9 protein-coding genes are annotated in these 13411 nt (G+C 48.5%); 3 read left to right on the top strand and 6 right to left on the bottom strand.

Annotated features, from left to right (window positions below):
* Positions 1-157: 157 nt before the first annotated feature.
* Positions 158-1810 (top strand): AMP-binding protein, encoded by a 1653-nt coding sequence (locus ACOJUO_RS17095; protein WP_422133206.1) that lies wholly within the window; start codon positions 158-160, stop codon positions 1808-1810.
* Positions 1811-1949: 139 nt separating this feature from the next.
* Here ACOJUO_RS17095 and ACOJUO_RS17090 read toward each other — a convergent pair whose 3' ends face one another.
* Positions 1950-3647, bottom strand: coding sequence for a glycoside hydrolase family 36 protein (locus tag ACOJUO_RS17090; RefSeq protein WP_422133205.1), 1698 nt, complete (start codon positions 3645-3647; stop codon positions 1950-1952).
* Between the two features lie 127 nt (positions 3648-3774).
* Positions 3775-5604 (bottom strand): DNA helicase RecQ, encoded by a 1830-nt coding sequence (recQ, locus tag ACOJUO_RS17085; protein WP_422133204.1) that lies wholly within the window; start codon positions 5602-5604, stop codon positions 3775-3777.
* A gap of 156 nt (positions 5605-5760) precedes the next feature.
* On the opposite strand from recQ, the gene ACOJUO_RS17080 reads away from it, so the two are divergent.
* Positions 5761-6366 carry a YecA family protein gene (locus ACOJUO_RS17080; protein WP_422133203.1) on the top strand — a complete coding sequence of 202 codons (606 nt, stop codon included), beginning with the start codon at positions 5761-5763 and terminating at the stop codon, positions 6364-6366.
* Positions 6367-6444: 78 nt separating this feature from the next.
* Here ACOJUO_RS17080 and ACOJUO_RS17075 read toward each other — a convergent pair whose 3' ends face one another.
* Positions 6445-7806: a substrate-binding domain-containing protein gene (locus ACOJUO_RS17075; RefSeq protein ID WP_422133202.1), complete on the bottom strand. Its 1362-nt coding sequence runs from the start codon at positions 7804-7806 to the stop codon at positions 6445-6447.
* A gap of 177 nt (positions 7807-7983) precedes the next feature.
* Here ACOJUO_RS17075 and ACOJUO_RS17070 point away from each other — a divergent pair, with 177 nt between their 5' ends.
* Positions 7984-10215: a tyrosine-protein phosphatase gene (locus ACOJUO_RS17070; protein ID WP_422137604.1), complete on the top strand. Its 2232-nt coding sequence runs from the start codon at positions 7984-7986 to the stop codon at positions 10213-10215.
* Between the two features lie 41 nt (positions 10216-10256).
* Here ACOJUO_RS17070 and ACOJUO_RS17065 read toward each other — a convergent pair whose 3' ends face one another.
* The 3 genes from ACOJUO_RS17065 to pheT all read right to left on the bottom strand — a co-directional run bounded on the left by ACOJUO_RS17065 (position 10257) and on the right by pheT (position 13376).
* Positions 10257-10625, bottom strand: coding sequence for a MerR family transcriptional regulator (locus ACOJUO_RS17065; protein WP_317145885.1), 369 nt, complete (start codon positions 10623-10625; stop codon positions 10257-10259).
* Entirely contained in the window at positions 10597-10908 is a 312-nt protein-coding gene (gene ihfA / locus ACOJUO_RS17060) for an integration host factor subunit alpha (protein WP_317145884.1), read from the bottom strand. Before ihfA ends, ACOJUO_RS17065 begins: the two co-directional genes overlap by 29 nt.
* A gap of 89 nt (positions 10909-10997) precedes the next feature.
* Entirely contained in the window at positions 10998-13376 is a 2379-nt protein-coding gene (gene pheT / locus ACOJUO_RS17055; protein ID WP_422137603.1) for a phenylalanine--tRNA ligase subunit beta, read from the bottom strand.
* Positions 13377-13411 lie beyond the last annotated feature (35 nt).

Genomic DNA, 13411 nt, shown 5'->3' with positions numbered 1-13411 from the left:
CAACGCAGGAGCAGTTGCCGCGAGTGCCTGAACAATAAGTCAGAAAATATGATTTCGTATGGTTGAGTACTTAATTGTTGTATCTATCCATTGTACAAGTTAGAGTTCATCCGTTAGCTAATGTTAGCAACCAAAGAATGTACGAAAAAATAATAATATGAAAAATCGTAGAACCCCCCTGGCACAAATGCAGCTAAACGTTGCAAGGCATCCCGATAAGGTCTGGCTTAATCAGCCTGACAACAGGCAATGGACTTCTTACACTTGGGGGGAAGCTGACGAGCAAGCCCGCAAGATCGCTCAAGGTCTTTTATCCAATGGAATATCAAAGGGCGATAAAGTCGCCATCATCGCCAAAAATTCAGCCGAATGGTATATTGCTGATTTAGCCATCATGATGGCAGGCCTGATCAGTGTGCCGATATACCCAACAGCTGGGGCAGACAACATAAAATATGTGCTTGAGCACAGTAATGCAAAGGCTATTTTTGTTGGCAAACTGGACAGCACTGAAGCCCTTTCAGAAGCAATGCCAGATGACTTTCTCAGCATCTCATTTCCATACCCTACACTTGATTGCAAAGAGCAGTGGCTTGACTGGTTGAATAATTATGAGCCACTAAAAACACTCCATAATCCGGATATCGACGATCTATTTTCTATTATCTATACCTCAGGCAGTACAGGCCTTGCCAAAGGCGTCATGATCAGCCAGAGAAATGTAGCTTCTTCGGCCATGGCTGGAGGTGAGAAGTTTTTAACAGGTCAAGAAAGACGGGTAATGTCATATTTACCCCTTGCCCACATTACTGAGCGATGCGTTGTTGAACTCCCATCAATTTATTACTCTGCCGAGATTTTCTTTGTCGAGTCCTTAGATACTTTTGTCGATGATGTTCGCTATGCACGCCCCACTGCTTTTTTATCAGTGCCCAGATTATGGACTAAGTTTCAGTCACAAATTCTGGCCAAAATGCCCAACAAAAAGCTACAAACTCTTTTGAAAATCCCCATTATCGGTAAATTAGTAGCAAAGAAAATTCGCACTGCTCTGGGCCTGCAGGAAGCTAAAATTTTCGGCTCTGGTAGCGCACCTATCTCTCCAGAGGTTTTGAAGTGGTTCCAAAAGTTGGGTATTCGTATTAGCGAAGGCTGGGGTATGACCGAAACCTCAGGCTTATCATGCAGCAACATCCCTTTCAAACCCGATGATATTGGCACAATAGGCAGCCCTCAATCTTGTGTCGAAATGTCACTTTCCGAGCAAGGAGAAGTGTTGATTCGAGGAGAAGCGGTATTTAAGTCTTACTACAACAATCCTGAAGCAACAGACGCTGCCTTTGAGAACGGCTGGTTTAAAACAGGTGATAAAGCTGAAATAACCTCTGAGGGTTCATGGAAAATCATTGGTCGGGTTAAAGAACAATTTAAAACCAGCAAAGGCAAATATGTTTCTCCGGTACCTATCGAGTCGAGCCTCGGTCGTAACCCGGATATCGAGCAGGTCTGTGTTATGGGGATTGGGCGCAAACAACCTATAGCAATGATTGTGCTGGGAGAAGGCGCTTCAAAAGATCGTGACCAGCAAAAAGAACAATTGGTCAGCACGATGACATCGGTTAATAATGAGCTGGAGGCTCATGAAAAGCTGGATCATATCATAGTCGCCAAAACGACCTGGAGTATTGAGAATGAAATGCTCACTCCAACACTGAAGCTAAAGCGGGATGAGCTTGAAAAGGAATATGGTCATTTTTTAACTCTGAAACATGACTCAGAAGTTATTTTTGAAGAGGAAATAGGCAGTTAAAAAGTGAAAGGTACAGTCTATTTATGTACCCAGTTTCGACAGCCTTTAAAGTTCGTTGAGATAATCTGCGTTTGAAGACCATTGCTTCCAGGGCAATTAAAGAGAGGTAAAACCTCTGTTTTTTGGGAGTGAGCCTCTCTTACATCGAAGCAATGATCGCGCGACCCGTTAGCCCGGCTGCCAATAAAACCCTGACCTTTTGAACAGGCCCCTCAGTGAGCTTCTCGCCGCTCCAGTAATCGTACCAATAAAGAGGGTGATCGGAGGTCAATGTCACCTCCCTGGCATTCTCGTTGTAGTTAAATAAACAGTGGAGTTTTTTACCCTCTGTTAATGCCAGAGAAGCGTGATGTAAAGACAGTGAAGTAAATTGAGCGGCGTCTTGACTATAACGATGGCGCAGTATCAATTTGCTTAACGTCGTTTTAGCAAACGGAGTAAGATCAGGCAGCGGATCGCCCGAAAGCAGAAGCCCGCCACTGGCGAGTAATACATTGCGATGAAAGTCATAATTACAGGGATCCGTTGATTGATTAGCAAGCGAAACAAAGGTGCCGCAATCAGGATCAATCTGCCACAATTTACGATGCTGCCAACTACGATGGAAGGTTTCTTTCGCAATTTGCTCAAACCGCTGAGCGCTCCGCTCCACATCGTCCGAGACTCTCATGGCATCAACAAGTCCTAAAGACGGCCACATGGGTGCGTTACACCCAAGTAAAAGAGCATCCTGAGCGCCCTTCGCTATTGCCTCCATACCCATTCGGTACGCCTGCACTCCGGTGACGCCTCTCTGATAACGTTTTCCTTTGAGCGTTCCCCAGTAATTGGCATCAAGTTTAAACAGCTCAACACCCCACTCTTCTCGCATGGTTTTGACTATGTGAGTTAGATGAGCCTGTACCTCGGGGTTCGATGTATCCAATACGTACCAGGGGGTACAACGCCAACCTCCGTAGGTCACATCTTCGGCCTTGAGGAGATCACCGTTATGATGGCGAACAAACCACGATGGATTCTGTTTAAACACTTCTGACTCAGGCTGAGCAATAAAAGGAGCAAGCCAAATCGCCGACTTTTTTCCTTTGCGCTTGATATCCGCTATTAATTCTTTCACTCCTCCAGAAAATTTATCCGACGGAGTCAACCAGTCGCCCATAAATGCCTGATAACCATCATCCAACAGTACCCACTCCAGATCGCTGAGATCTCCCGTCATTACATTCAGATTCTGGCGGATATTGTCCTCGGTGACATCAGTATAATAGACATACCAGGAACACCAGCCAATGGGGGCTGGTTGCACAACGCCTGCCCTTACGGGGTGATGCTGAGCAATCAACCCTGCGTATTCCTGATAAAGTTGGGGTAAAGAGCCTCCAGTTAGCACGACGACAGATTCCAACTCTCTGCTGCCCCAGTCCTGAGGAGAAGTTCCTTCCCCATCGATAGAGGCTGAGACCAAAACACCTCTCTCACCACTGACTATTTCGAAGTAGCCCGCATAGCGATGACAACAGGTAAAACCAAACAGGGTGTACTCCACTGAATCGTCTACAACCAAGTAGTTGTAGTAACGCTTTCCCTGCTGCTCTCCATAAATCCGGTAACTACTGCTGTTATCCGGACATCGACCAATATCAACCGGTTTGTCGTACGTCCCGGTGGTTTGCGCCAACATCTGAAATCCATCACCCAGCAAAGTCGCACTATGACCAAAATCAAACTCACTGGTGAATAGCTGATAGTTGTCCGGTATTGGATCGTTATGTAAACCGATATAGTGAAAGGTCACCTGGTTTTCACGAGCTTCATCCAGTAGGTCTGGATTTGCCAATGTGATTTCTCTGTGACACGGTAGATGAATGCTATGAGACATAAGAACCTGCTAAAGCCGATAAAAAGAAAACCGATAGCGTGATTCGAAAAGCACCCATACTCCAGCATAGAAAAAAATACCCGGATCAAACAGTCGAAACAACAAACCCGGATATTAACTCTACAAAGGTCTGCCCATATTTTTCCAGCTTATACTCACCCACCCCTGAAATATGAGACAGAGCTTCCAAACTGGCGGGTTTAACCGCTAACATTTCATAGAGTGTTTTGTCATTAAAAATGACATAAGCAGGAACACCCTGCTCTTCCGCCAGCTCTTTACGACGCGCTCTCATGGCTTCCCATAATGGACGATCATGGTCGTCAATAATAACTCTGCCCTGATCCACTCTCCGGGTTTTGCGTGCTGCACTCTCAGAGGCGTATTCAAAGCGATCCTGACGGAGCAATAATCGCTCACTACCTTTGAGCAGAGGACGGCATTTTTCATTCAATTTGAGAGCCCCATGCCCTTCTACATCAACATTTATATACCCTCTGGACACCAACTGCCGGAAAATTGAGCGCCACTCACTCTGTTTGAATTCACTACCTATACCAAAAGTGCTTATCCGTCGGTGACCAAATTGACTGACTTTGGCCGTTTCTTTGCCAAGCAGAACGTCGACCAGATGAGAGACTCCAAACATTTGCCCGGTCCGGTAAACACAGGAAAGGGCTTTTCTGGCGGCTTCCGTACCATCCCAGGTCGTCACCGGCTCCAGACAAAGGTCACAGTTGCCACACTTATCTTTCAAGGGTTCATCAAAATACTCCAGCAACACCTGACGGCGACAACCCGTTACTTCACAGAGAAACAACATGGCCTCCAGCTTTTGCTGCTCAATTCGCTGAATTTCAGGCGCTGCGGTAGAATTCGACTGAATCTGTCTCAGCAACATGACGTCCTGAAGACCATAAACCATCCAGGCAGTAGCCGGGAGTCCATCACGACCGGCCCGACCGGTTTCCTGATAATAAGCTTCGATACTTCTTGGCAGGTCCAGATGAGCAACAAAACGAACGTCAGGCTTATCAATCCCCATTCCGAATGCCAGGGTAGCAACAATAATCATGCCGTCTTCGTTGAGAAAACGATGCTGATTATTCTTGCGATCGTGAGCTGTCATACCGCCATGATAAGGCAGTGCTTTTCGGCCCTGGGCATTCAGCCAGGCAGCAGTATCCTCCACCCGTTTTCTGGAAAGACAGTAGACTATGCCCGAATCATCAGGGTGCTCTTTTTCCAGAAATCTCAACAATTGCTGCTTACCCTGCTTCTTCTGACTGATGCGGTAAAAAATATTGGCCCGGTTAAAGCTGTCAACAAACACCCTGGCCTGCGCCAGACCCAGACGTTCGATAATTTCCTGTCGGGTTCGTTTGTCTGCTGTGGCGGTCAGGGCAATTCTGGGAACCGTTGGAAAACGTGTTTTCAGTACCGAGAGCTGCAGATATTCAGGCCTGAAATCGTGCCCCCATTGCGACACACAGTGAGCCTCGTCAATAGCAAACAGAGAAATCTGTATCCGATCCAGCTTCCTTAGCATCATTTCAGTCATCAGACGTTCGGGAGCAACATAGAGCAGGTCAATATGCCCGGTGAACAGCTCCTGCTCTATTCGGTACTGCTCTTCCATGGAAATGCCCGAATTCAGGCTTTCGGCCCGAATACCTATCTGCTTGAGATTACGGATCTGATCTTCCATCAGGGCAATCAGAGGGGACACAACAATAGCTGTACCCGCCATAACCAGAGCCGGTACCTGGTAGCAAAGTGACTTACCACCGCCAGTAGGCATAAGGACCAGCGCGTCACGCCCTTCTGTGACCTCTCTGATGACCTCTCCCTGGAAGCCACGGAAAGATTCGAACCCGAAAGTATTTTGCAGAACATTCAGAGCAGGATCAGTCATTACAGTCCAATGCACATTTAAACGACGGTGATTAATTAGATAAGAAAAGACAAACCAGTATACCATCAAACTGAGGACCTGACCGAGAATAGACAGGAATCTTTCAGAAAACTACTGTAGACTCCCCGGTTTTCATTCATACCGGATTCTCTTTAAATGCAGGACATCTGTTCTACTCTGGAGCCGCTGCTGAACAGGTATGCGGATGAGGAAGGTTTTACTTTCCACGCCATCCATGGCTTCTATAGCGCCATGGCTATCGTCCCGTTCGAATTGAAGACCGATGTGCGTAATGAGATTCTGTTTGGCACTCGGGTAACACTCTCCGGGGAAGATTCAGCCCTTCTGGAACAGGCTCTTGATCAGTTGTCACGAGCGATAGATCGACAGTTCAATGAAGAAGAAGGCTTTGAGCTTTCCTGTGAAGAATTTGCCGACCCGAATGATGAAGACCTGCTGGACTGGTGCTGCGGTTTTCTTCAGGCTCATATGATGACGGAAGAAGAGTGGTTCCGAGAGAATGAACAGGAAGTCAGTGAACTGTTGCTCCCGGTCATGCTCGGCTCTGGTCTGTTTGACGACGAGCCTGAGTTCGAAGCTATTCTGGAAGACGAAAAGCTGACTGAAGATATGTGCAGCCAGATACCTGAGGTGTTGATGGAGCTTTATCTGATGTTTAACTCTCCAGAGGAGGCCAGCGGCAAGCCGCCAGCCAATAAGTTAAAATCAGCCCGCAAGGCCCCACCGCGCAGGCACCGGTAACATAGTCTGCACTGCTCAAGAAGGAAGTGAACAGTGCTTCATGCTATTGTACCGCCTTTATGAAATTTATCGGTGAATTCAAAAGGAGGCCGCCACTTGATTGGATTCACTGTCTGCTTTGACCCAGACTTCCACCCGGCGGTTTCTTATTTTACTGGCCAGACTCTCTGCTGAAGACAATGCCATATACTGACCGTAACCCCGGTACTGGATTTTCTTCCGTGGAACTCCAGCCTTGACCAGAGCTCTTCTGACCACATCAGCCCTGAGCTTAGCCAAAAGATCTGAATTTCTCGATTGCGCCCTCTGATCTGCGAAACCAATTAACAGAACCTCGCCTGGCTGTCGATCAATGAAACGCGCCAGCCTTTCAATATCATTGATAGCCTTGTTATCAAGCTGGGCACGCCCCTGAGCAAAGCGGAAATTAACAGACGCACGGTCAAACTGGTCAACAATCCGCTGATAATCCTCTGGTGCAGACTGCACATCAGGGCTCATCAGCTCAACCGCCTGATGAACATAACCAACAGAAGCTACGACAGGTTGTGCCTGATCGCTGGTTGCAAAACGGAGAAAGTCGAGAGCATCAGGATCAGCGTCCTTTTCTGGCAGATACATATAAAGACGGCGACTCAGAACATAATCTTCCGTCGAAACATGCAGCAGCTCAGGCTTCAATGCTCTGTCAGTGCCTTCAGAAACCATCAATGGTCTGGCTCGACCAATGGTATTCAGGCTGACAAAACCAATGCCCCCCGGGGTCGATGCCACCTTGTCAGAGACATCGGCATTGGACTCAAAACGCATGGCAGTTGGGTCGAGCTGGTATTTTTTGGCCAACACGAGGTTTTTGAAAGTATCCCAGGTTCCCGAACGATCATCGCGGGCAAACAGCGAAACCGGCAGATCGGCCCCTCCCAATTCTTTCCAGTTCTTCACTTCACCAGAAAAAAGACGGGCAATATCTTTGATATCCAGCTTGTTAATACTGTTACCCGGATTCACAATAATCGCCAGACCGTCAATGCCAACAACATACTCTGCTTCCAGACTGCTGAAATCGCCCATGCCAGACAACATGGCCTGCTCTTTAGTCTTTATCGGTCGTGAAGCGGCGGCAATCTGTCCTTTCCCGCTGGCCAGTGCTTTAAAACCACTGGATGAACCATGTGCAGCAATAAAGATGCTGACCAATTGACCCTTAGCGGGTAAAAAGCCAGTCACTTTGACCTCATTATCCAGACCGGTCGGGAAAACACCTACGCCTTCTGCCCCCAGATACTTCAGATAGGACTCAGCTAATGATGGCCCTAATCTGGCACCCACAGTATTTGAGCCATGAATCGAGAACAATAATTCTTCTTGAGCCTGAGCGCCAAAAGAAACAAGAGATAAGAATGAATAAAACAGCAGAGATCGGAATGTTGTTATTGTCATGAGTAAATTTCAGAGCACACTTCTAATTTTTCGGTGAGTCTATCGGCGAATTATGACAGAAATATGACACCCATTAACGATAAACGCCTGTCAGCGCCGCTTGACCCTGACTCTGTGGAAAATGTTACATAGCCTTTTATACTGCAAGAATCAGGGAAGATTCTCAGGAGAGAGGTTGTGGGCAATACAATTAATAACGGCGGGACTTCTTCAATAGGCCATTCTCAAACAGCGGGCGCTGATCCACAGAATTCAATAACCAAGACAGTCAAGGTCAACGGTAAGCTCTACAATTGCAGTGCTTCGAAAGTCTGGGGTTTGAGAGTTGCACGGGAAGTTCTCGGTGTTCACGGTCTGGTTAAACCCGTCTATGACCACTTCCATGGCAAGTTGCATGAACATCTCGCTGATAATACAGCGACCCCATCAAAAGCGCCTTCAACACCGCTCTCAGAAAGAAGCACCCGCCCACTGCCCAAGCTTCCCAACCAGATGAACGAGCAACCCAGGACCCATTCTAAACCTGCTAATACACCACTTGCAGTCAGAAACAGCAGTCCTGAAACCCAACCGGCTAAAGCCCTGAAAGCACCGGAAATCATTAAAAACCTGGAGCATGGCAAATTTGAGGATAAATCCGGCTTCTCACTCAACAAGTTCTCGGAAGCCGTCCAACAGCTCTCTACTCCGGATATCAAGGAATTGATCTTTCAACTTAGCCAAAAGGACGACCCTGGTTATGATACGATCATGCAAGAAGTACGAGAGATTTATGCTGAAAGAAAAGTCACCGAGGGGCTGAAAGAATTTGGTGATAATGTGCAGGGTCTCAAAGACAGATGCGCCGGACGCTATGCCAATTCCCCCAAACTTGCAGCTGCGGTGTTTGCAGAGATTGATCGTCAAGTTGGTCTTCAGGACCCCCCCGACTCCCGATCCCTTGAACTTAAGGAACTGACTCCGTCCTTGCAGTGTGTCTATGGGTCAGACCATGGATCTCAACTTGAATTTGGCACTTACCAGGGAGCTTCGCTTAACTTGAGTCAGGAGTTCCCCTATAAGCCTGACGACTCTGAAATTAATACGCAATACAAAAAGATTAAAAGCCCACAGATACAAGGAAGGATCGATAACCAACCTTTCTTCGAAAAGGCACATCCAAAATTTTCTGACATCCATCTTGGCAATAGAGACAAAGGATTTGCACCGGGAGCACCCTATCATGCCGCAAAAGTCGACCTGCCTGGTGGCAGCTTTATCGCGAGTCAGGGGCCACTTGAAAACACAGAAAACAACTTCATAAAAATGCTTGCTCATCATCGTCCTGCCGTATCCGTTTCTCTTGTTAACTCCAAAGAACTCGAAGATCCGGAAATTTCCCATAAACCAGATAAGAAGCGTTCTATCGAAGTTGGCCCTAAGGAAGTCGGCGAAGAAAAAGACTGTGGCGGCGTTAAGGTTAGACTGGATGGACAATACTCTTTTGATGAGGGTAAAGTTACCGTCAAACAACTCTCCATTAATGGGGAGACACAATTCAGGGTTTACGATAAAGGCTGGGCAGACCATAGCGCCGGCACCCCGGAAAGACTGGCAAAACTGTCGGTACTGGTTGAAAAGTTACGTCAGCACCCCTCTGTTGCAGCCAGGTCAAACAACCCCACCGTCGTCAACTGCAATGCGGGAGTCGGCAGAACCGGAACCTTCATCACGATTGATAACAGCCTGCGGCAGTATCAAAAAACGGGTGAGGTTCCCCGGGATTTCACTCAAACCATTACTACCGCGCGCCAGGTCAGGAACAAATTCGTGCAAACAGCAGGACAGTTCAATACCCTGACAGCGGTTCACGGACAGTTCACACCCTTGTTTAATCCCTTATTGAAAGAAGCGGGTCTGACCGTTGCGACACCTGCTACCCCTCAAAAAGCCCCGGAGCCCAAAGATAACGGGCTGGGGTACGGCTCAGAAGATTATGCCGTCGTCAATAAGCAAGCGCGAGATGCTGACAGACTCAGAAGAGCCAATAGGGATGACACTTACGTCAATGTCAACTTTGCAGATAAAACAAAAACTTCTGTTGAAAAGGCTCCAGACTTACCGCCGGTAGCAGCGAAGAGAACAAGAAACAATGGCCCTAAAGATGCCGATGAATTGCTGGATAAAATTACTGGCGGCGGGTATGGAATGACAATACAAACATTCGATAGACAGACGCTGACCACTGAACTTACCCGTGTCTTGCGTCAGGCAAATAAGATTCAGGATCAGGAACAGTTCGTTGAGATTTCTAAATACACCAAGACCTTGAAAGCAGATAAAAACTGGAGTGAGATAGGCCAGCTTATTGATAAAATCGTCAATAACCACACGCAAAACGGCCCCCCGCCCACTCCTTCCCGAAGGTAAATCATACCGGCATCCGCCGGTATTTTTTTATCTGCATATTCTTACTTGGAAGGAATCCCATCCAGCGCATCGACAACATCTTCCAGTTCAGCAATGGTTTGCCGGATCAGTTGTTTGTACTGGGAAGCGTCCAGCTTCTGCACTTCGCCTTTGAGATGATTACGGGCGCCGTCAATGGTAAAACGCTTGTCGTAGAGCAAACTGCGAATTTGCCGGATAAGCAGCACATCCTGTCGCCGGTAATAACGACGGTTCCCGCGCCTGACCGGTTTTAACTGCGAAAACTCCTGTTCCCAGTATCGCAGGACATGGGATTTGACCTGACACAAGTCGCTGACCTCACCGATGGTGAAGTAACGCTTGCCGGGAATAACAGGGAGATCACTCTTCCTGAGCTCTGTTTCCTGCATAAGCCTCGACTCGTGACCTGAGTTTCTGACCAGGCTTGAAAGTCACCACCCTGCGAGGAGAGATAGGAACCTCTTCGCCGGTTTTGGGGTTTCGGCCGGGCCGCTGACTTTTGTCTCGCAGTTCAAAATTACCGAAGCCGGATAACTTGACCTGTTCATTATTCTCTAATGCCTGACGGATCTGTTCGAAAAACTGCTCGACCATATCCTTGGCTTCGCGCTTGTTCAAACCGAGTTCTTCGTGCAGACGCTCGGCTATGTCAGCTTTCGTCAGAGCTCCCATGGATAACTTCCGCTCTCTTATAACCAGGGCAGCGAACTGTCGAGCCTGCTCAGAAAACAGGCCCGATACAGAGCGCTTGCATTGGCTGATTAGCTTCGGAGACTGGCACCAAATTCCGATCCCAGCCGACTTACGATGCTGTCAATCACTTGATTAACTTCTTCGTCTTTTAGAGTGCGGGAAGCGTGCTGCAAGGTCAAGCCCAAAGCAAGACTCTTATGACCTTCCGCAATGCCTTTTCCGGCATAAACGTCGAAAATACGAACATCTTTCAACAGCTCAGAGGCTTCTTCCCGAATGACCTGGTTCAGACTGTCAGCCGCCACTTCCTGCTTGACAAGCAAGGCCAGGTCACGACGAACTTCAGGGAACTTTGACAGCGGTGTGAACTCTGTTACTTTGCCCAGGCTCATCGCTTCCAGACTTGCCTCAAACATGATCAGCGCATCATTCACCTCCAACTTTTTCGTCAGACTTGGGTGCAGAGCGCCTATATGACCGACCACCTTGCCATCACGAACCAGCGCTGCACACTGACCTGGGTGCATGGCATCGTGGCTGCTGTTTTCAAAACGGAACTCCCCTGCAGCACCACCCAGTTCCAGCAGAGCTTCCACATCCCCTTTCAGGTCGTAGAAGTCTGCGGGCTCCGCTTTAATCGCCCAGCTTTCAGGGTAGCGACTGCCTGTAATCACGGCAGCAATCTGATTTTCCTGCCTCAGAGAGTCGCCTTCACGAACGAACGTCTGACCGGTTTCAAACAGACGAACACGGCTCTGCTGACGATTCAGGTTGTAGCTGACTGTTTTAACCAGGCCCGGTAGCAGAGATGTTCGCATGACAGAAAGATCGCTGGCGATGGGGTTCGCCAGAACCACAGGCTCACGCCCGGGATCAAACAGCTGATGCAACTTCGGGTCAATAAAGCTGAAGGAGACCGCTTCCTGATAGCCACGAGCGACCAGAATACGACGAATATCCCCTTCTTTAACTCTGTTTTCATCCACTTGCTTAAGCTTTAACAGAGCCGTTGGGATGGTTTCTGGCAGTCGTTCATAACCGTAGATACGACCCAGTTCTTCCACCAGGTCTTCTTCTATAGAGATATCAAAGCGCCAGCTTGGCACAGAAACGGACCACTCACCCTCGGCAATAGAACTCATCTCCAGACCCAGTCGTGTCAGCAGAGCTTCAATCAGGTCATTCTCGATGGTAATGCCCAGCAGAGAAGCCACTTTTTCAGCTCTCAGCTTGACTGTGCTCAGTTCAGGCAGCTTGTCTTCGCTCACTGCCTCAGCAACAGGACCTGGCTGACCACCGCAGATTTCCAGAATCAGGGCGGTTGCTCTCTCAATGGCCTTACGCTGCAACTGGAAGTCCACACCACGCTCAAAGCGGTGGGAAGCATCGGTGTGCAGTCCGTAGGAACGGGCCTTACCGGCAATGGTAATGGGATCAAAGAAAGCCGCTTCCAGCAGGACGTTACGGGTAGTTTGTGAGACACCAGAGCCTTCTCCGCCCATCACACCGGCAATACCCAGAGCCTGCTGCTCATCGGCAATGACCAGAGTCCCGGTATTCATAATGACTTCCTGTCCGTCCAGCAGAACCAGCTTCTCCTGCTCATGGGCCATGCGAACAATCAGGGAACCCTTCAGGGTATCCAGATCATAACCGTGCATAGGCTGACCCAGTTCCAGCATGACATAAGCGGTCACATCAACAACGGGATCAATGGAACGAATACCGGAACGACGCAGGCGCTCAACCATCCACAAAGGGGTAGGTTGAGTGACATCAACATCTTTCAGGATACGGGTCAGAAATCGTGGCGCCCCTTCCCTGGATTCAACAACCACCTTAAAAGTATCATCAATGGTCGGAGCTACCGGCTCAACCTGAACTTCGCTGACGTCAGCCAGGAAGTTCGCACTGACTTCCCGGGCCAGACCCGCAATGCTCAAACAGTCACCCCGGTTTGGCGTCAGGTCAACATCAATAATCCTGTCATCCAGGCTCAGGTACTCTCGGATATCCTGACCCACAGTAGCATCCGCTGGCAGCTCCATCAGGCCGTCTGAAGATTCAGCCATACCCAACTCTTCTTCCGCACAAAGCATGCCAAAAGATTCAACACCACGCAGTTTGGCTTTCTTGATTTTGAAATTGCCCGGCAGAACGGAACCGACTGTTGCAAAAGGTACACGAATACCCACACGGGCATTAGGCGCACCACAAACCACCTGGAACTCTTCTGAACCAGTACTGACACGAGTGACACGCAATTTGTCAGCATCCGGGTGTTGTTCACAGGCAACAATTTCACCCACAACCACACCGGAAAACTCGCCTGCTACCGGGTCAACGTCGTCCACTTCCAGGCCAGCCATGGTGATCTTATCTACCAGCTCCTGAGTGTCCGCTTCCAGGGCAACCCACTGACGTAACCATTGTTCACTGAATTTCATAGACTTTTCTCAACTCCGTTATTCGATCTGATCGC

The organism is Endozoicomonas sp. ALC020 (assembly GCF_049275935.1).
Taxonomy (GTDB): domain Bacteria; phylum Pseudomonadota; class Gammaproteobacteria; order Pseudomonadales; family Endozoicomonadaceae; genus Endozoicomonas_A.
The sequence above is the reverse complement of the archived record's forward strand: the minus strand, read 5'-3'. Positions and strand labels throughout refer to the sequence as shown.

Coding starts and splice junctions, on each gene's coding strand:
- ACOJUO_RS17095 (WP_422133206.1), top strand. CDS start 158: ATGAAAAATCGTAGAACCCCCCTGGCACAAATGCAGCTAAACGTTGCA.
- recQ (WP_422133204.1), bottom strand. CDS start 5,604: ATGACTGATCCTGCTCTGAATGTTCTGCAAAATACTTTCGGGTTCGAA.
- ACOJUO_RS17080 (WP_422133203.1), top strand. CDS start 5,761: ATGCAGGACATCTGTTCTACTCTGGAGCCGCTGCTGAACAGGTATGCG.
- ACOJUO_RS17075 (WP_422133202.1), bottom strand. CDS start 7,806: ATGACAATAACAACATTCCGATCTCTGCTGTTTTATTCATTCTTATCT.
- ACOJUO_RS17065 (WP_317145885.1), bottom strand. CDS start 10,625: ATGCAGGAAACAGAGCTCAGGAAGAGTGATCTCCCTGTTATTCCCGGC.
- ihfA (WP_317145884.1), bottom strand. CDS start 10,908: ATGGGAGCTCTGACGAAAGCTGACATAGCCGAGCGTCTGCACGAAGAA.
- pheT (WP_422137603.1), bottom strand. CDS start 13,376: ATGAAATTCAGTGAACAATGGTTACGTCAGTGGGTTGCCCTGGAAGCG.